The following is a 17,076-nucleotide window of genomic DNA, read 5'->3' as shown; positions in this document are numbered from 1 at the left end:
GTCCGATATTGTCTGAATTCCGACCTATGTCCTAAAACATGACCATAAACGTCATTTGAGACAACGTCAAGCGTCCCTATCATGTGTCCATGCATTCAAACAAATGAGCAGTTGTCCCTAAGCCGACGCTTAGGCCAACTTATCCGACACACGACTGACACAGGAGCAACATCATGACGCAAGCACACCAAGGTACTGCCCTCATCACCGGCGCCTCTTCGGGCATCGGCGCCATCTATGCCGACCGCCTGGCCAAACGCGGTTACGACCTGATTCTGGTCGCCCGCAACCGTGACCGCCTCAATGCACTGGCTGACCGCATCACCAATGAAACCCGTCGTACCGTCGAGGTGCTGGTTGCCGACCTCAACGACAAGTCCTCGCTGGCGCAGGTAGAAGCCAAGCTGCGCAGCGATGCCAGCATCACCTTGCTGGTCAACAACGCCGGCATCGGCACCCACGCGCCGCTGCTGTCGAGCGACGTCGACAAAATGACGCAACTGATCGACCTTAACGTTACTGCGCTGACCCGCCTGACTTATGCCGCCGTACCGGGCTTCGTGGCACGCGGCGCCGGTCGCATCATCAACATCGCCTCCATCGTCGGCATCGCACCGGAAATCCTCAACGGCGTCTATGGCGGCAGCAAGGCATTCGTCTATGCCTTCAGCCAATCCCTGCATCACGAGCTGGCATCCCAAGGCGTGCGTGTACAGGCCGTATTGCCCGGCGCAACGGCAACGGAATTCTGGGATATCGGCGGACTGCCGGTGGAAAACCTCGATCCGAACATCGTCATGACTGCTGACAACATGGTCGACGCCGCACTGGTCGGTTTCGATCGCGGCGAGCTGGTCACGATTCCATCGCTGCACGACGCCGGCGCGTGGGAAGCGTATGAAGCCGCTCGTCAGGTCATGTTGCCCCGTTTGTCGAACAAAGCGGTCGCGCCGCGCTATCTCACGGCGAACTGATCATTTCAGTCCGCCTGCCTGCTTAACTATTTACTTGACGAAAGACCCATCATGAAACTCACCGACAACACCATCTTCATCACCGGCGGCGCCTCCGGCATCGGCCGCGGACTGGCCGAAGCGTTGCACGCACGCGGCAACACCGTCATCATCGGCGGCCGTCGCAAAGCATTGCTGGATGAAGTCGTCGCCGCCAATCCCGGCATGGCCTCCATCGAGATCGACATTGCCGACCCGGCCAGCATCGATGCCGCTGCAAAGACACTGACGGCGCGCTATCCGGCGCTGAACGTGCTGATCAACAATGCCGGCATCATGCCGTTCGACGACGCCGGTGCACAGATTGACGACAAGGTATCGCGCAGCATTCTCGACACCAACCTGCTCGGCCCGATCCGCCTGACCTCGGCGCTGATTGACCAGCTCAAGCGTCAGCCGCGTGCGACCATCATTCACAACACGTCCGTGCTGGCTTACATTCCGCTGGCAGCGACGGCGGTGTATTCCGCGTCCAAGGCAGCGCTGCATTCGTATGCGATGTCGCAGCGCTTCATGTTGCGCGACACCACCGTGCGCGTACAAGAGATCGCCCCGCCATGGGTAGACACGGATCTGGTCAGGAAGAGCGGCGATCCACGTGCCATGCCGCTTGACGCGTTCATCGCCGAAACCATGCTTGCGCTGGGAAGCGACGCCGAGGAAGTGATCGTCGAAGCAGTACGTCCGTTGCGCGCCAATCCAGGCCCAGGTGAACATGCCATGTTCAATGGCTTTAACCTGTCGCTGATTGAGAATCCGATTCCAGTCTGATCCAGCCAGATGCTGGTCTGACTTTGATCGGATGCGGCTGACAAATCGCCACCTGTCCAGGGGAGGCGATTTGTCATTTTTCATTGAAACTGAAACAAATCGGATATGGCTACGCCATGTGCCGATATCAGCGACAATGGCCGGACGTATTCACCACGCAAGGAAACCAAAATGACTCAACCTATCGCCGTCGTCGCCACCATTACTGCCCATCCCGGTCATCGCCATGCGGTCGTCGATGCGCTGCGTACAGCCGTTGCCGCCGTGCGCCTGGAACAAGGCTGTGAACTGTACGTCTTGCATGAGGATATGAACGAACCGAACCGGCTGATCATGATTGAGCGGTGGAGCAGCATGGCGGATCTGGACGCGCATGAGCGCGGTGCTGCATTGGCCACTCTCGGTGGCGCTTTGAAGGATCGCGCCGACCTGCACGTCAGCAAACTGATACCGGTGAGCTAAGACCTCAGACGGCGTCAGACTGCGACGCTCAGTCACTATCAGAAAAAAAACCTTCGGGATGGCATTACCGCCACGGCGCTACGTCGGCAGGACGCAGCGCCGTGGCGCTTTCTACGAACGCTTAAGAATGCACTGCGCGCAGCTCCCGGGCTGCAGCAACCATATTGGTCAGCGCAGGAATCACTTCTTCCCATGCCCTGGTCTTCAGGCCGCAATCCGGATTCACCCACAAGCGTCCGGCGGGAATGCGCTCGGCGGCCTTCTTCATCAACTGCACCATGTGCTGCTGCGTCGGAATGTTCGGCGAGTGGATGTCATAGACGCCGGGTCCGATCTCGTTGGGGTAGTTGAAGTTGTCGAAGGCATCCAGCAGCTCCATGTCGGAGCGCGAGGTCTCGATGGTGATGACGTCCGCATCCATATCGGCGATCGATTCGATGATGTCGTTGAACTCCGAATAGCACATGTGCGTGTGGATCTGCGTTTCATCCTGCGCACCGTTGGCGGTGATGCGGAAGGATTCGACCGCCCAGTCCAGATATTGCTTCCATTGCGATTGTCGCAGCGGCAGGCCTTCACGCAAGGCCGCTTCATCGATCTGGATGACGCGCACGCCGGCCTTTTCAAGGTCGAGCACTTCTTCACGAATGGCCAGCGCGAGCTGGTAGCACGACACCGAGCGCGGCTGATCATCACGCACGAACGACCAGTTCAGGATCGTGACCGGGCCGGTCAGCATGCCCTTCATGGGTTTGGCGGTGAGCGATTGCGCATACTGGCTCCATGCGACCGTCATCGCCTTCGGACGTGCAATGTCGCCGAACAGAATGGGCGGCTTCACGCAGCGCGAACCATAGGACTGCACCCAGCCAAACTGGCTGAACGCGTAGCCGTCGAGTTGTTCGCCGAAGTATTCCACCATGTCGTTGCGCTCGGCTTCGCCGTGCACCAGTACGTCCAGGCCCAGGGCTTCCTGTTCGCGCACGCTGCGGGCGATCTCGGCTTGCATGGCGACTTTGTAGTCGGCTTCGTTCAGCTTGCCGGCCTTGAACTCACTGCGTGCATGGCGGATCTCGGCGGTCTGCGGGAAAGAACCGATAGTCGTCGTCGGATATGCCGGCAACTTCAGCAAGTTGGCCTGCTTAGCGGCGCGCAAGGCATAGGCGCTCTTGCGTTCACCCATTGCCCTGGTGATGCCGGCGACGGCTGCCTTGACGGCAGGATTGTTGACGCGCGGCGATGTGCGGCGGGCATTGACGGCAGCCTGGTTGGCGTCCAGTTCTGTCTTGACGGTGTCGCGGCCCTGGTTTAATGCGGTGGCGAGTACCTTCAGTTCATCCAGCTTTTGAATCGCAAACGCCAGCCACGTACGGATCTCGCCATCCAGCTTCTGTTCGCTGTTGAGGTCGACAGGCACATGCAGCAGCGAGCACGTTGGTGCAATCCAGAGACGGTCGCCGAGTTGGCGGGCAACCGGCGCCAGCCATTCCAGCGCAGCGTTGAGATCGGACTTCCAGATATTGCGACCGTTGATCACGCCCAGCGACAGCACGCGATCCTGTGGCAATTGTGCAATCACGGTATCGACCTCGGCACGTGCGTTGATCGCATCCAGATGCAGGCCTTGTACCGGCAGTTGGCAAGCGAGCGACAGGTTGTCTTGCAACTGGCCGAAGTAAGTCGCCAGCAGCAGTTTGACCCTACCGCTATTACTGCTATTGCTGCTATTCAGCGCGGCATAAGCCGTGCTGAAAGCGTCTTGCCAATCGGCGGACAATTCGGTGACCAGAATCGGTTCATCGATCTGCACCCATTCCACGCCCTGCGCGGCGAGCTGAGCCAGCAATTCTGCATACAGCGGCAATAGATGCGGCAACAGCGCCAGCTTGTCCGAATCGTCCTTGGCCTTGCCCAGCGCCAGATAGGTCACAGGGCCGACGATCACCGGTTTGGCTTTCACGCCCGCCGCTTTGGCTTCGCTCAGTTGTTCCAGCAGGCGCGATGCGTCAAGCTTGAATGCCGTATCGGCGGTGAATTCCGGGACGATGTAATGGTAGTTGGTGTCGAACCATTTGGTCATTTCACCGGCGGCCACGCCGCCGCAGCACGCGGCGTGGTCTTCCAGACCTTTGGCCGAGCGGCCGCGTGCCACACGGAAGTAGTTATCCAGCGTGTCGCCGTGGAAATCGCGCACCCGTTCAGGCAGGTTGCCCAGCGTGAAGCTCATGTCGAGCATCTGGTCATAAAAGGCGAAGTCGCCGACCGGTGCCAAGTCCAGCTCAGCCTGATGCGCCCAATGACGCTGGCGCAGTTGCGCGCCCAGCGCTTTCAATTCGTCGCGCGACGATTCGCCTTTCCAATACGATTCGAGTGCAAATTTCAGTTCGCGCTTCGCGCCGATGCGGGGGAAGCCTAAATTGTGTGTGGTGACCATGATGTCTTCTTCATCCTACTTAAGTTGTCCGGTAGGCGAAGGTTAGTCTTCGTTATCCATGAAGTAAAATGGTGTTTTCTCATTAATCAATTAATCCTGTTCATGGATTAAAAAGGCCGCCATGCTAGAACGCATCCATCTCGCCATCATTCAGGAAGTCGATAAGCAGGGGTCCCTGACCGCAGCGGCGGACGTGTTGTTTCTCACGCAGTCGGCGCTCAGCCACGCCATCAAGAAGCTCGAACAACAGCTCGGCACCGACATCTGGCTGCGCGAAGGCCGCAGCCTGCGGCTGACGCAAGCGGGAGAATATCTGCTCGCCGTCGCCAACCGCGTGTTGCCGCAACTGGCCATGGCGGAAGAACGCATGAGTCAATACGCCTCCGGCGAGCGCGGCACCTTGCGCATCGGCATGGAATGCCACCCCTGTTATCAGTGGCTGTTGAAAGTGGTATCACCTTATCTCGCCAACTGGCCCGATGTTGACGTCGATGTGAAGCAGAAATTTCAGTTCGGCGGCATCGGCGCCTTGTTCGGCTACGAGATCGATCTGCTGGTGACGCCCGATCCGCTCTACAAGCCCGGTCTGCATTTTGAGGCGGTATTCGACTATGAACAGGTGCTGGTCGTGAGCAAAAAACACACGCTGGCGACGGCCTCGCACATCCGGCCGGCGCAACTCGGCAATGAGGTGCTCATTACCTATCCGGTCGCGATCGATCGCCTCGACATCTACAACCAGTTCCTCATGCCCGCCGGCATCACGCCGCAACGTCACAAGACCATCGAAACCACCGACATCATGTTGCAGATGGTCGAAAGCGGTCGCGGCGTCGCCGCCTTGCCGCGCTGGCTGGCGGAAGAATACGCCGAAAAGATGGATGTCGTCGCCGTGCGTCTGGGACGCCAGGGTATCGCCAAGCAAATTTTTCTGGGCGCACGCGAAGCGGATGTCGATGTCGATTACCTGAAGGCGTTTGTTGAACTGGCGCGTCGCCCGTCGGTGGTGGTTGCCGGGAAAAAGTAGGGCCGGTGTGAGAAGGCATGGAGGTTGCTTGAAGCAAATCGCGCCCGGCGATAATGCGTTCACTGTCTTTTTCGGCGCAACCCGCAGAACGGCACTTTGATTGAATGATGAATGGAGAGCAGCAATGGCAGTTGATTTTTTTAATCTCAAACGTGGAGAGCAGCCGCTGCTCATTTCCATTCCCCACATGGGTACGCACATTCCTGATGGAATTGCCGACCGCCTGACGCCGGCTGCGAATCTGCTGGCGGATACCGACTGGCATCTGGCGCAGCTTTACGATTTTGCCGACGCCATGGGTGCGACTATTCTGCAAGCGACGCACTCCCGGTATGTGATTGACCTCAATCGTCCGCCTGGTGACGAGAGTCTGTATCCAGGACAAGCGACAACATCGCTTTGCCCGACGGAGACCTTTCCCGGTGAATCGATCTATCAGGATGGTCAGGCCCCGACAAAAGAAGAAATCGCCGAGCGCCTTTCGACGTACTGGCGCCCCTACCACGACCAGTTACAGGCAGAACTTGCGCGGCTGCGCGCGCTGCATGGCGCCGTGCTGCTGTGGGACGCGCATTCCATCGCAAGCCGTCTGCCGCGTCTTTTTGACGGCAAGCTGCCCGATTTCAATTTAGGCACCAACGAAGGACGCAGCTGTGCGCCTGCGGTGCAAGACGCCGTTGGACATGCGGCATCGGCCGCCGTCGGCCAGCGCTTTACCTCGGTGTTGAACGGCCGCTTCAAAGGCGGTTACATCACGCGGCATTATGGCCAGCCGCAAGACAACATCCACGCAGTGCAATTGGAAATGTGCCAGTCCACTTACATGGACGAAACGCCACCCTTCGGCTATCGGCCTGACCTGGCACAAGAGTCCGCGCCGGTGATCCGCACCATCATGGAGGCGGCGTTGCAGGCGTTACCGCGGCCTTGACGCTGGTTGCCTCACCGCTTCATCGCACAATGAAAAAAGCCCGGCTGATGCCGGGCTTTTTGCTTGTAGTGAAAATGAATCAGTAAGTCAGCGTAACCGTCACTGTGTCCGTATAGACGCCGGCCAATGGGGTCTGTGCGCTGGCGATGCGGCCGTAGACGGTCAGGTTTTGGGTCAGGCCGTTGCCGGTGCCGGCTTGTGTGTCGGTGCCGATGGTCGAACCCCAGTTGTTGGTACGGCCCGAATCGCGATAGAGCGCGTAGTTCAGTGTGCCGCCCAGCGAGCCGGTCAGTTTGCGCACGCTGGTGGTAGCGCCGGTACCGGCGCCTGCATCCAGGCCGATGGTGTACGAAGTGCCGTTGGTGCAGAGCACCGCGATGTTGCCGGTTTGGTCAACTTGCGAGCTGGTGTAGTTGCCGAAGGCGATGGTCGAACCAACCACAGTGCAGGAAGCCAGCACGGTTGCAGTGACAACCAGGGTACCGGTTGCGGTAGCAGCCATGACCGGAGCGCCGGAAACCAGCATGGCGGCAGCGAGGGTGGCGCAGATGACACGATTTTTCTTGATGGTGAACATGGCATTCTTTCCTGATTATTTGGCGGTTTCCTTCTTGTCCCATTACAAGAATGTCGAATTCGCCGGGCACAGGTGAACTTTACGTTTTCGACATACCTCCAGATATCGGGGGAAACCTGACACGCTTGCTAATTTGATCGGGGAATTCCTGAGGGGTGTTGACGTACTGAAACAGTGGTGACGGCAAGTCTGCTGCGCAGACTCGCTCTCATGGCAGTCAGCCGGAAGCGTATTGGTGCAGAGGGCTTATGCCGAAGTGGTCGGAAGCAGGAGCGGGGGAGAAGGAGAAGGGCGCTTCAAGTCCAAGAGGGATTGAGGCGCAGCCGATGTAAAAACACATGTAGCCTGCGCCAATTACTGATGCTACAGATGAAAAAATGAGGGCCGTCAGCTTTTTGTTGCAAGGCTCTTCAGCAAATCCTCAATCTCGCTCCCGGTTTTCTCAATATGCACCCTGAGGAATTTTTCCACCTCAGCGATCTTCTTCTCCCGGCACAGCGCGAGAATCTTTTTATGATCGTCCTGCGATTGTCTCTTGTAACCGGTCTTGTTCCATAGCAGCCGCAGATACGGTTCCAGGCTGATTCTCAGCCGGTCGAGAATAGCGGTCGTGCGCGGGCGGCTGGCTTTGCCATAGAGGCATTGATGGAAAACCACGTTCAGCGCAATCAGCTCGTCGACGTCGCTGGTCTGTTCAAGCTGCCTGATTGTCGCTTCGGCCTTCTCAAAATCCTGCGCATTCAAAGACGGCATCGCCGCCTTGATCAGGCTGCCCTCAAGCGTGGCGCGCAAGTCGGTGATTTCCGCCACATCCTCCGGCGACAGTGAGTACACCACGGCACCGCGCCGTGCCGCGACCTCCACCAATCCTTCATGTTCCAGGATCCGCAAAGCCTCGCGAACCGTGACCTGGCTGACTGCGAACTGCTTCGCAATGGCGTCCTGCCGCAAAGGCTCGCCGCCCTTGAGCACACCTTTCAGGATGGCGTCGCGCAGCGCATCGGCGATCGACGCGGTGGCGGGTTGCCGTTTGGCAATGACGTCCTGTGCCAATGATTCCAATATTTTCATGTTCACCTCTCGGGCGACATTTTAACAAATTTGTTTGACATCATCGATTATCGATAATAGCATTATCAATTATCGATAATCGATTAATGAGAGGGAATCATATGAAACTAGACCTGACGCAATTCGACGCCCTGACGTTTGACGTCTACGGCACCCTGATCGACTGGGAACCGACGATCATTTCCATGTTTCACAGCACCGCCGACCAGTACGGCGTCACGCTCTCCGACGAGCAACTGCTGATGGAATTCGACAAGGCGCGGGCCGTTTTGCAGAAGCAGCGCCCCGCTTTGCTGTATCCGGACGTGCTGCGGGCGGCTTATGGACAGTTTTGCAGCAACTACGGGATTCCCGAAAACGCGCAAGAGCGCGAGGTCTACGCCAACTCCGTGATGCTGTGGCCAACCTTCGCCGACACGCGTGCCGCCATGGCGCATCTGCAACAGCACTTCAAGATCGGCTTGTTGAGCAATATCGACAACACCTCGATTCAATTTTCCGAACGCAAGCTGGGCATCAAAGCCGATGTCGTCGTCACCGCCGAAAACGTGAAGGCGTACAAACCGGATCACGCGCATTTTCATGCGGCATTTGAAAGCTTCGCCGCTCTGGGCATTCCCAAGGAAAGAATTCTGCACGTAGGCCAGAGCCTGCGCGCCGACGTCATTCCGGCAAATCAGCTTGGCTTGTCGAACGTCTGGATCAAACGTCCGGGCCGCAGCCTCGGCTCGCGCCCGGAAGACGCAGTCGGCGCCAAGCCGGATCTCAGCTTCGACACGATGCAGGAACTGGCGCTCTATCACCAGGCGCATCTGGCGCTGGCGTGAGCACGCTTGGTTTCAGATTCAATTTCCGCACTTAACTTCGCACGCAATTGATTTTTCAAACGGGAGAATGGTATGAACGGCAAGAACGCAGAATCGAAAGCCTGCAGCAAACTCGCAGGCAGTATCGCCATCATGGCCGCTTTGTTTTGCAGCGGCGTTCAGGTTCAGGCCCAGGCACAAACAGCGGACTCGACCATCGCACGCATCAAGGCAAGCAACAAAGTGAAGATCGGGGTACGCGACTTCAGCGTGCCGTTCTCTTATCTGGATGCCAATCAGAAGCCGACCGGCTATAGCGTGGAACTGTGCGAAGCTGTGGTCGAATCCTTGAAGAAGGAGTTGAATCTGCCGTCGCTGGAGGTCGTCATGCAATCGGTCGACCTCTCCACACGTATTCCCCTGATCCAGAACGCCACCATCGACATGGAATGCGGCTCCACCGTCAATACGCTGACGCGCCAGAGACAGGTGGACTTCTCGTATGTGACGGCGGTCGCTTCGGATCAGCTTCTGGTCAAGGCCTCTTCGCCCATCAAAGAGCTGGAAGACCTCGCCGGCAAAGTAGTCGCGTTGCCCAATGCTTCTACCAGCCTGACAATGCTGACAAGCATCAACAACAAAAAGCATCTGAACATGCGCCTTATGTCGGTACGTGATCAGGCAGAAGGATTCCTGGCCGTACAGACCGGCCGCGCCGATGCCTACATCACGGACAACACCATTCTCTACGGATTGCGGAAAGACGCGAAGAATCCGGCGGAATTCCGCATCACCGGCCGCCCCTTGTCCTACCTGCCTTACGGGATCATGGTCGCAAAAAACAACTCGACGCTGCTGGCCATCATCAACCGCACGATCGCCGAGAAATTCCGCAACGGCGATGGCAAAACCATGTACGACAAATGGTTCGGCCAGCTGAACATGCCGCTCTCGCCTTTGACCAAAGCGGCTTTCGACATCAACGCGATTCCAGAGTGATTGCATCACGCGGTCATGTGCCGTCCCAACTTTTGGGCGGCGCATGGCGCTTATCTAACCTTTTATCCATTGAGGCATTCCCATGCTTGCCCTGCACGCCAACCCGAGTCCGAGTATCCGGCATTCACTGCTCGGCGAAATCAAGGTGCCTGTATTTCATGATGTCGAACAGGCTGCACAACGCATCAGAGACCACATCCGCCGCACACCTTTGCTGCGTTCCCCCGTGCTTGATGAAATCGCCGGCGCACGCATCTGGCTGAAAGCAGAAAACCTGCAAGTCACCGGCTCGTTCAAGGCGCGCGGCGCATTCAATGCATTGCTGAGCATGTCGCCGGAACAACGATCCCGCGGCGTCATCGCCTACTCGACCGGCAATCACGGACAGGCGATCGCCTGGGCGGCGAAGCAGCTCAACACAAAAGCAAGCATCGTCATGCCATCCGACGCGCCGAAGAACAAAATCCTCGGCGCCTTGAAGCAGGGCGCCGAGGTCAGGCAATACGACCGCCGTCACGAAAGCCGCGAAGCAATCGGCATGCAACTACTGGCAGAAACCGGGGGTACCCTGATTCCACCGGGTGATCATCCTGACGTACTCGCCGGACAAGGCACCGTCATCCTCGAAGCAATCGCTGATCTGCAACGCGAAACGCAAGAGGGTCTTGGCAACTTCATCACACCTTGCGGTGGCGGCGGGCTCGCTGCCGGCAGCAGTCTGGTACTCAATGCCCTGTCGCCATCGACACGCATCTTTGCGGTCGAGCCGGCGGGCTTCGACGACACGGTGCGCTCGCTCGCCAGCGGCCGTCGCGAAAGCAACGCGGCCGGCAGCCAATCGATCTGCGACGCGCTGCAAGCGGTGACGCCCGCTGAATTGCCCTATGAGATCAACCGGCGCGCCCTGACCGGTGCGGTAGCCGTATGCGACGCCGAAGTCGCGGCAGCGATTCGCTTCGCTCTGGAACAACTGCACGTTCTGGTGGAGCCGGGCGGCTGCGTCGCGCTGGCGGCGATCCTTGCGGGAAAGCTGGCACTCCATGGCGGCAATACCATACTCGTTCTGTCAGGCGGCAATATCGATATGCCTGTGCTGGAAACCATGCTGCGTTAAATCCGGTATCGTTACGAACACATCGCGCAAATTTCACACTCAAGGATTCCCATGAAGTCACTCTTTCATCTCGCCTATCACGTCCACGATCTGAATGTCGCGCGCGACTTCTACTGCAAGTTATTGGGCTGTGAAGAAGGCAGAAGCACCGATACCTGGGTGGACATCGATTTTTTCGGCCATCAGCTGTCGCTGCATCTCGGCAAACCGTTCGAGGTCACGAATACCGGCAAGGTCGGATCGCACATGGTGCCGATGCCGCATCTGGGCGTCATCCTGCAAATGGACGACTGGCGCAAACTTGCCGACGCCTTGTCGGGAAGCGACAACGTGAAATTCGTCATTCCTCCCAGCATCCGCTTCGCGGGTGAAGCAGGTGAACAGGCGACCATGTTCTTCAGCGATCCATCGGGTAACCCGATTGAAGTGAAGGGGTTTGCCGACCTGGCGCAGGTCTACGAAAAATAAATCTGACGCTGTTGATCGAAAGCATCAGATTGTCTCGCGATAAGTGGGGCTGGACGGCTCGGAAAAATAAAAAAGGCCGCCATCGGCAAGATGGCGGCCTCCATATAGCTCAGGATGATGGCGTCAGCGCATCAACGAACCGACGCATCAAAGCGGCTTCGATCCCGGGTTGGACTTTTGATCGCTGCCGCCGGCCTGCTGGTTCTGGCCGCGATTTTGCTGATCCTGTTGCTTTTGTCCGGCGCCGGAGTTCTGCTGATTTTGCTGGTTGTGCTGATTGTTGCGTGTTCCCTGATCAGCGCCGCCTTGCTGCTGATTCTTGCCTTGCGAACTCTGATCTTGCTGTGCCGATTTTTGCTGGCCCGCTTGATTGGATTGGCCGGGTTGCACCTGTTGCTGATTGTCGCGCTGTTGCTTGTTGTCTTGATTGGACATCGTAATTCTCCTCAAAGGACGGCCGTGGACGTTGCTCGTTGGTGCTCATGATTCGCTGCGGGCGGCATCGCCGGAGCGCAGCTGAGCTCACCGGCGGAGTTGACCGAATGCTCCGTGGCGATTGCTTATCCTGCGCGCAACGCAGCGGCGCGCCTATCGGCGAATGGCGATAGCGCGTGTGAGGAAACAGGCCACAACGTGTAGGGGAGTGTGCACCGTTCGACCAGCGCGCATGGTGATTGCACCGTCAAGACAAACTCGACAGATAACGCCGCAGTGGCGTCAGCTTGCGCCCTAGGCCGCAGCGCTTTGAGCCAATATCGCCGCCAGCAATCCGGGAAACCGGCTCTCGATGTCTGCGCGGCGCAGCCGGTTCATATGCATGGTGCCGGTTGTTTCCGTCAGCACCAGGCCGGATTCCCGCAATACTTTGAAATGATGCGAGACCGTCGACTTGGGCCGCCCGCCGTCCAGTTCTCCGCAGCTCGCCGCTTCCACATGGGCAAGACGCCGGACAATATCCAGACGAATTGAATCGCTCAAGGCGTAGAGCACGCGCTCAAGGGCGAATTCGTCGGGGGCAGGGTGTTTATAGGGACGCATCAGCAGCATCATACACCTTGGGTTATACTTGTTCCATTGTTCGTATATATTCGAAATAACGAATGAAGCTCAATAACCGCTAACACACACTATTTCATCCCTCATTTGCAAAAAAGGTTTCCATGTCCGCTCTGTTCCAGCCCTTCAAACTCAAAGACGTCACCCTGCGCAATCGCATCGCCGTGCCGCCAATGTGCCAGTACATGGCCGTTGACGGCCTGGTCAATGACTGGCATCTGTCGCACTACGCCAGCATGGCGCGTGGCGGCGCCGGCCTGGTGATTGTTGAAGCGACGGCGGTCGCTCCGGAAGGACGTATCACGCCGGGTTGTACCGGCATCTGGTCGGATGAGCAGGCACAAGCATTCGTCCCGGTGGTCCAGGCGATCAAGGCGGCCGGTTCGGTGCCGGGCATCCAGATCGGTCACGCAGGCCGCAAAGCCAGCGCCAATCGCCCATGGGAAGGCGACGACCATATCGCGGACGGCGACGCCCGCGGCTGGCAGACCATCGCGCCATCGGCCATTGCCTACGGCGCAGGTTTGCCGAAGCAACCACGCGCCATGACGCTGGACGACATCGCCCGCGTGCGCCAGAACTTCGTCGATGCCGCTCTGCGCGCACGCGAAGCCGGTTTCGAATGGCTGGAACTGCACTTCGCCCACGGCTATCTGGCACAAAGCTTCTTCTCCGCGCATTCCAATCATCGCGACGATATCTATGGCGGCAGCGTCGAGAACCGCGGCCGTTTCCTGCTGGAGACACTCAAAGCCGTTCGCGAAGTCTGGCCTGAGAATCTGCCTCTGACCGTGCGTTTCGGCGTGATCGAATATGACGGCCGTGACGAACAGACCTTGCTCGAATCGATCGGCCTGGTGAGCCAGTTCAAGACCGCCGGCATGGACATGATCAGTGTCAGCGTCGGCTTCACGATTCCCGAGACATCGATTCCATGGGGACCTGCCTTCATGGGGCCGGTGGCAGAACGCGTGCGCCGCGAAGCAGGCGTGCCAGTATCGTCGGCCTGGGGTTTCGGCACACCGGAGATCGCCGAGCGCGTCGTCAAAGAACAGCAGCTCGACGTCGTCATGGTCGGCAGGGCGCATCTCGCCAATCCGCATTGGGCTTACTTCGCCGCCAAGGAACTGGGTATCGAGCGCGCATCGTGGACGTTGCCCGCGCCTTACGCTCACTGGCTTGAACGTTACTGATCAAGAACCAACAATCAGCGTCAAACAAAAACGGTCTGCAGCAATGCAGGCCGTTTTTTCATGCCGCAGCAATACTCTGCTTCACGGAGGAGCCCTAGTCAGGTTGAGGATGCTTGAAGCAAGCTTGGAGAATTGCGGAGAAACCCGGGACGAACAAAAAGAGGAGGCTGCTGCAGAGGAAGAGACTGACATGGTTTGTGGACAGCGTATCCGACTGCCCACAACATGTGCACCGCCAGGCGCAACGCCCGGCCGCATGACTTATTTTATGGCTTACTTGGCGGCTTCTTGCTCAGCCATTTCCAGGCCCAGCTCTTCGAGCATGCTGTTGACCAGCTTCTCGAAGAAGATACGGTAAGTCGATTCCATGTTTTTGATACGACGCAATTTGCGCATGACATTCCTTTAGTTGATTAAGAGAAATTTTTACAGCATGAGTGCCGAAGGTGCCGAAGTATATCTCAATCAGGCGGAGCGCCATGTTTGGGGCGGCGCGTGTGAGGTGCCGGCTAGTCCCATTCGCCGGTTTCTTCCACCAGCACTTTCTTGCCTTGCATGATCACCAGCGTGCCATCCTCCTGTACCTGATAGCGGGTCGCGCCGTTCCTGAACTCATAGCCGAGAAAGCGGCAGGGCGTAATGCCATCCGCGCACAACGTGTGCAGCGACTTGCCGCGCAGCTTGATGCGTTTGCCGGTCTTTTTGCTGGTGCCGACGTAAGACACGTTGTCACAGCCCACCGAACCCTCTCCGCAATGCTCCTCGATATCGATGATGAAAGACGGTGTCGTCAGCGTGCTCGCACGCGCACTGACGCTTGCCAGGCCGACGGTCAGAAGTAACAAGGGAAGGGCCAGGTATCGTCTCATGTCGCAGACTTTTGAAGTGAGTGAAGCAGGTCTCGAATAATACAGAAGCGGCGTCCGCGCAGGACAGCCTCCATGGATTGCCATAAGGAAATAAGGAACTGCCTGATAGAACTTTTGTACATCCTGATTAGTATGTTTACTTCATCAGGTCTCGTTCCATTGCAACAAAACAAGGCGCACAAATGCACGTCGCAATCACCTATTTTTCTCCTCTCGGTCCTCTGGTAACAGACATGTTGCTTTGGGGAGCAGGCTTCTTTTTAGTTTTGTGGGGAACGGTTGCGGTGCACGAGCTTGAAGTCCAGCTCATCGGCCATCAGGGAAAAACGCTGAAAACAGTCGTGAACACAGACTTCAAACCATCCGCTGGTGAAGAATGGTTCTTGGCGCCGGGGTTTGAACTCCAGCACACCACCCCCTCGCGACGTCCCCATCTGAACTTGCTGAGACACACGGCAAAATTCGCCATTTTCATCATCATCGGCATCCTCTTGTTGTTTTCCTTCGATGCACTTTCGCAGCAGCCGGTTCTGAGCGCATCGGCGAAAGTCCCTGCCATGTCGGGTTTTTTACAGTAGCAGGACTCACGTCAATCGTTTCCCGGCAATCGCCCATCTTGGCAATCTTTCAACAAGCGTGGCTTTCCAATGCGGGCGGCGAGTTCCTGATAGAGTAATGCGGCAGCCGAGATGGCAAGCTCCAGCTGATAGCTGATTCCGGCCGCATTCCGCAGTCAACCAAGGAGAAGTGACATGGATTTGCAACTCGACGGCAAGATTGCCCTCGTCAGCGGCAGCACCGCCGGCATCGGTTACGCCATCGCTCACACGCTGGCCCAAGAGGGCGCAAGCGTCATCGTCAACGGCAGGGCGCAAGCCGGCGTCGACGAGGCAGTGGAGCGAATACGCTCGGAAACAAAGGGCAAGGTCCAGGGCTATGCCGGGGACCTCAGCAAAGCGGACGCCGCGCATGAGGTCGTGCGACGCCATCCCGGCATCAGCATCCTCGTGAACAACCTCGGCATCTTCGAGCCCAAGGCCTTTGAAGATATTCCAGATGAAGACTGGTTGCGCTTCTTTGACGTCAATGTGCTGAGCGGCGTGCGTCTTGCGCGTTTGGTGCTGCCGGCGATGAAGCAGGCGAACTGGGGGCGGATCATCTTCATCTCCAGCGAAAGCGCGGTACAGATTCCCACAGAGATGATCCACTACGGCATGACCAAGACCGCCCAGCTGGCAGTTTCCCGCGGACTGGCGGAATCGGTCGCCGGCACAGGCATCACGGTCAACAGCATATTGCCCGGCCCGACCAAATCGCGTGGCGTTGGTGACTTCGTCGAAGAGATGGCGCGATCGAGTGACAAAAGCTTCCAGCAGGTCGAGGCAGAATTCTTCGAGCAGGTTCGTCCGACTTCACTCATCAAGCGCTTCGGCACGCCGCAAGAAGTCGCGTCACTTGTCGCCTATGTCGTAAGCCCTCTCGCATCGGCCACCACCGGCGCAGCGCTTCGTGTCGATGGCGGTGTGATCAAGAGTGCCTTCTGACGAAGCGAGAGGTCTCGGATACGCGTCTGTAAGAAGGGTAAGGTCTGCGACTGTTCGGTCGAGGACATCCGAATCCATCCAAGCAGCTATTACCCAAGGGCAGCGGTGCAACGGCTAGGACATTCAGAACACCAAACCGCAATCGCTACCGGCATCGCCGGCTGAAAGCCTGGTGCAGCTCAACCGGGCTGTGACGTTTGAGAAAGGAAGCGCTTTCCTTTTTCTGTGAGCGAAACCGTGCCGGCCATTCCAGCTGTCGAGTCGACGAAGCCGCTGGCGCATGCATCTTCCCATATTGTCAGTCGGGGGCATGTACTTTTCCAGACATCAAGGACTTCGGCATAAGAAGGTTTTCCTTGTTCAATCCAGTCCAGCATCTGTAACGTCAACGCATCATGTGATCGGTCCATGGGTCTCCTCGCTCAACAGAGACGGCTCCTCTCAGTATCGTCTTACGTGGGCAGATCGGCAAGCCGCCGACATTTTTTTTCAAGTCCTTGAAGCTCGTTACCGGCCGTTAGCAGGTTGCAGAAGCAAGGCCATGTATTGCGACAAGCTCACAAGCCGCGACCGCCTTTGGACCTTCCACAAAACAACCCCTTGTTCCTATTGATATTCGTTCCCGACGATACGGCACCTTATCCAGATTTACGATGTACATCAGTGCTCGCCCAGTGGTAGGAACTTCACCATTCGGAAGCACGTTTCCTTCGGCAGACAGAAACTCCGGCCAAATCATCC

20 protein-coding genes are annotated in these 17,076 nt (G+C 57.7%); 12 read left to right on the top strand and 8 right to left on the bottom strand.

Annotation, left to right across the window (positions count from 1 at the left end; all coding sequences use genetic code 11):
- Nucleotides 1–173 precede the first annotated feature (173 nt).
- The 3 genes from hmeg3_RS23925 (at nt 174) to hmeg3_RS23915 (ending at nt 2,246) form a co-directional block, all read left to right on the top strand.
- Nucleotides 174–974, top strand: coding sequence for an SDR family oxidoreductase (locus hmeg3_RS23925; protein WP_094565940.1), 801 nt, complete (start codon nt 174–176; stop codon nt 972–974).
- A gap of 51 nt (nt 975–1,025) precedes the next feature.
- Nucleotides 1,026–1,784, top strand: a complete 759-nt coding sequence (locus hmeg3_RS23920; RefSeq protein WP_094565939.1) for an SDR family oxidoreductase — start codon at nt 1,026–1,028, stop codon at nt 1,782–1,784.
- Between the two features lie 171 nt (nt 1,785–1,955).
- Nucleotides 1,956–2,246, top strand: a complete 291-nt coding sequence (locus hmeg3_RS23915; RefSeq protein ID WP_094565938.1) for a putative quinol monooxygenase — start codon at nt 1,956–1,958, stop codon at nt 2,244–2,246.
- Between the two features lie 121 nt (nt 2,247–2,367).
- On the opposite strand, the gene metE is transcribed toward hmeg3_RS23915, so the two are convergent.
- The gene (gene metE, locus hmeg3_RS23910) at nt 2,368–4,680 is read right to left on the bottom strand and encodes a 5-methyltetrahydropteroyltriglutamate--homocysteine S-methyltransferase (protein ID WP_094565937.1); all 2,313 of its coding nucleotides are present in this window, start codon (nt 4,678–4,680) and stop codon (nt 2,368–2,370) included.
- Nucleotides 4,681–4,801: 121 nt separating this feature from the next.
- Between metE and hmeg3_RS23905 the strand changes: the two genes are divergently transcribed.
- Nucleotides 4,802–5,707: a LysR family transcriptional regulator gene (locus hmeg3_RS23905; RefSeq protein WP_094565936.1), complete on the top strand. Its 906-nt coding sequence runs from the start codon at nt 4,802–4,804 to the stop codon at nt 5,705–5,707.
- A gap of 124 nt (nt 5,708–5,831) precedes the next feature.
- The gene (hutG, locus tag hmeg3_RS23900) at nt 5,832–6,638 is read left to right on the top strand and encodes an N-formylglutamate deformylase (protein WP_094565935.1); all 807 of its coding nucleotides are present in this window, start codon (nt 5,832–5,834) and stop codon (nt 6,636–6,638) included.
- Between the two features lie 79 nt (nt 6,639–6,717).
- Here hutG and hmeg3_RS23895 read toward each other — a convergent pair whose 3' ends face one another.
- Both hmeg3_RS23895 and hmeg3_RS23890 read right to left on the bottom strand, forming a co-directional pair.
- The gene (locus tag hmeg3_RS23895; RefSeq protein WP_094565934.1) at nt 6,718–7,215 is read right to left on the bottom strand and encodes a spore coat U domain-containing protein; all 498 of its coding nucleotides are present in this window, start codon (nt 7,213–7,215) and stop codon (nt 6,718–6,720) included.
- Nucleotides 7,216–7,602: 387 nt separating this feature from the next.
- Nucleotides 7,603–8,286, bottom strand: a complete 684-nt coding sequence (locus hmeg3_RS23890; protein ID WP_094565933.1) for a GntR family transcriptional regulator — start codon at nt 8,284–8,286, stop codon at nt 7,603–7,605.
- A gap of 101 nt (nt 8,287–8,387) precedes the next feature.
- Here hmeg3_RS23890 and hmeg3_RS23885 point away from each other — a divergent pair, with 101 nt between their 5' ends.
- From hmeg3_RS23885 to hmeg3_RS23870, 4 genes are all read left to right on the top strand, one after another.
- Nucleotides 8,388–9,113, top strand: coding sequence for an HAD family hydrolase (locus hmeg3_RS23885; protein WP_198361745.1), 726 nt, complete (start codon nt 8,388–8,390; stop codon nt 9,111–9,113).
- A 72-nt stretch (nt 9,114–9,185) separates the two neighbouring features.
- Nucleotides 9,186–10,091, top strand: coding sequence for an amino acid ABC transporter substrate-binding protein (locus hmeg3_RS23880; RefSeq protein ID WP_094565931.1), 906 nt, complete (start codon nt 9,186–9,188; stop codon nt 10,089–10,091).
- An 82-nt stretch (nt 10,092–10,173) separates the two neighbouring features.
- Complete coding sequence (locus hmeg3_RS23875) at nt 10,174–11,205, top strand: threonine/serine dehydratase (protein WP_094565930.1); 1,032 nt, start codon at nt 10,174–10,176, stop codon at nt 11,203–11,205.
- A 51-nt stretch (nt 11,206–11,256) separates the two neighbouring features.
- Entirely contained in the window at nt 11,257–11,673 is a 417-nt protein-coding gene (locus hmeg3_RS23870) for a VOC family protein (RefSeq protein WP_094565929.1), read from the top strand.
- A 147-nt stretch (nt 11,674–11,820) separates the two neighbouring features.
- Here the strand turns inward: hmeg3_RS23870 and hmeg3_RS23865 are convergent, their stop codons facing one another.
- Nucleotides 11,821–12,108 (bottom strand): hypothetical protein, encoded by a 288-nt coding sequence (locus hmeg3_RS23865; protein WP_094565928.1) that lies wholly within the window; start codon nt 12,106–12,108, stop codon nt 11,821–11,823.
- Nucleotides 12,109–12,402: 294 nt separating this feature from the next.
- Complete coding sequence (locus tag hmeg3_RS23860) at nt 12,403–12,711, bottom strand: helix-turn-helix transcriptional regulator (protein ID WP_094566534.1); 309 nt, start codon at nt 12,709–12,711, stop codon at nt 12,403–12,405.
- A 122-nt stretch (nt 12,712–12,833) separates the two neighbouring features.
- Here hmeg3_RS23860 and hmeg3_RS23855 point away from each other — a divergent pair, with 122 nt between their 5' ends.
- Nucleotides 12,834–13,922: an NADH:flavin oxidoreductase/NADH oxidase gene (locus tag hmeg3_RS23855; RefSeq protein ID WP_094565927.1), complete on the top strand. Its 1,089-nt coding sequence runs from the start codon at nt 12,834–12,836 to the stop codon at nt 13,920–13,922.
- 273 nt (nt 13,923–14,195) lie between these two features.
- Here hmeg3_RS23855 and hmeg3_RS25170 read toward each other — a convergent pair whose 3' ends face one another.
- Nucleotides 14,196–14,318 (bottom strand): hypothetical protein, encoded by a 123-nt coding sequence (locus hmeg3_RS25170; RefSeq protein WP_255407532.1) that lies wholly within the window; start codon nt 14,316–14,318, stop codon nt 14,196–14,198.
- A gap of 113 nt (nt 14,319–14,431) precedes the next feature.
- A complete protein-coding gene (locus tag hmeg3_RS23850) occupies nt 14,432–14,791 on the bottom strand; it encodes a hypothetical protein (protein WP_094565926.1) in 360 nt (119 codons plus the stop codon).
- Between the two features lie 182 nt (nt 14,792–14,973).
- Here hmeg3_RS23850 and hmeg3_RS23845 point away from each other — a divergent pair, with 182 nt between their 5' ends.
- Entirely contained in the window at nt 14,974–15,369 is a 396-nt protein-coding gene (locus hmeg3_RS23845) for a hypothetical protein (protein WP_094565925.1), read from the top strand.
- 174 nt (nt 15,370–15,543) lie between these two features.
- Nucleotides 15,544–16,335, top strand: a complete 792-nt coding sequence (locus hmeg3_RS23840) for an SDR family NAD(P)-dependent oxidoreductase (RefSeq protein WP_094565924.1) — start codon at nt 15,544–15,546, stop codon at nt 16,333–16,335.
- A 179-nt stretch (nt 16,336–16,514) separates the two neighbouring features.
- Here hmeg3_RS23840 and hmeg3_RS23835 read toward each other — a convergent pair whose 3' ends face one another.
- A complete protein-coding gene (locus tag hmeg3_RS23835; RefSeq protein ID WP_094565923.1) occupies nt 16,515–16,745 on the bottom strand; it encodes a hypothetical protein in 231 nt (76 codons plus the stop codon).
- Between the last annotated feature and the right edge of the window lie 331 nt (nt 16,746–17,076).

This window comes from Herbaspirillum sp. meg3 (assembly GCF_002257565.1).
In the GTDB taxonomy this organism is placed as follows: Bacteria; Pseudomonadota; Gammaproteobacteria; order Burkholderiales; family Burkholderiaceae_D; genus Herbaspirillum.
The sequence above is the reverse complement of the archived record's forward strand: the minus strand, read 5'-3'. Positions and strand labels throughout refer to the sequence as shown.

Coding starts and splice junctions, on each gene's coding strand:
- hmeg3_RS23925 (WP_094565940.1), top strand. CDS start 174: ATGACGCAAGCACACCAAGGTACTGCCCTCATCACCGGCGCCTCTTCG.
- hmeg3_RS23920 (WP_094565939.1), top strand. CDS start 1,026: ATGAAACTCACCGACAACACCATCTTCATCACCGGCGGCGCCTCCGGC.
- hmeg3_RS23915 (WP_094565938.1), top strand. CDS start 1,956: ATGACTCAACCTATCGCCGTCGTCGCCACCATTACTGCCCATCCCGGT.
- metE (WP_094565937.1), bottom strand. CDS start 4,680: ATGGTCACCACACACAATTTAGGCTTCCCCCGCATCGGCGCGAAGCGC.
- hmeg3_RS23905 (WP_094565936.1), top strand. CDS start 4,802: ATGCTAGAACGCATCCATCTCGCCATCATTCAGGAAGTCGATAAGCAG.
- hutG (WP_094565935.1), top strand. CDS start 5,832: ATGGCAGTTGATTTTTTTAATCTCAAACGTGGAGAGCAGCCGCTGCTC.
- hmeg3_RS23895 (WP_094565934.1), bottom strand. CDS start 7,215: ATGTTCACCATCAAGAAAAATCGTGTCATCTGCGCCACCCTCGCTGCC.
- hmeg3_RS23890 (WP_094565933.1), bottom strand. CDS start 8,286: ATGAAAATATTGGAATCATTGGCACAGGACGTCATTGCCAAACGGCAA.
- hmeg3_RS23885 (WP_198361745.1), top strand. CDS start 8,388: ATGAAACTAGACCTGACGCAATTCGACGCCCTGACGTTTGACGTCTAC.
- hmeg3_RS23880 (WP_094565931.1), top strand. CDS start 9,186: ATGAACGGCAAGAACGCAGAATCGAAAGCCTGCAGCAAACTCGCAGGC.
- hmeg3_RS23875 (WP_094565930.1), top strand. CDS start 10,174: ATGCTTGCCCTGCACGCCAACCCGAGTCCGAGTATCCGGCATTCACTG.
- hmeg3_RS23870 (WP_094565929.1), top strand. CDS start 11,257: ATGAAGTCACTCTTTCATCTCGCCTATCACGTCCACGATCTGAATGTC.
- hmeg3_RS23865 (WP_094565928.1), bottom strand. CDS start 12,108: ATGTCCAATCAAGACAACAAGCAACAGCGCGACAATCAGCAACAGGTG.
- hmeg3_RS23860 (WP_094566534.1), bottom strand. CDS start 12,711: ATGCGTCCCTATAAACACCCTGCCCCCGACGAATTCGCCCTTGAGCGC.
- hmeg3_RS23855 (WP_094565927.1), top strand. CDS start 12,834: ATGTCCGCTCTGTTCCAGCCCTTCAAACTCAAAGACGTCACCCTGCGC.
- hmeg3_RS25170 (WP_255407532.1), bottom strand. CDS start 14,318: ATGCGCAAATTGCGTCGTATCAAAAACATGGAATCGACTTACCGTATC.
- hmeg3_RS23850 (WP_094565926.1), bottom strand. CDS start 14,791: ATGAGACGATACCTGGCCCTTCCCTTGTTACTTCTGACCGTCGGCCTG.
- hmeg3_RS23845 (WP_094565925.1), top strand. CDS start 14,974: ATGCACGTCGCAATCACCTATTTTTCTCCTCTCGGTCCTCTGGTAACA.
- hmeg3_RS23840 (WP_094565924.1), top strand. CDS start 15,544: ATGGATTTGCAACTCGACGGCAAGATTGCCCTCGTCAGCGGCAGCACC.
- hmeg3_RS23835 (WP_094565923.1), bottom strand. CDS start 16,745: ATGGACCGATCACATGATGCGTTGACGTTACAGATGCTGGACTGGATT.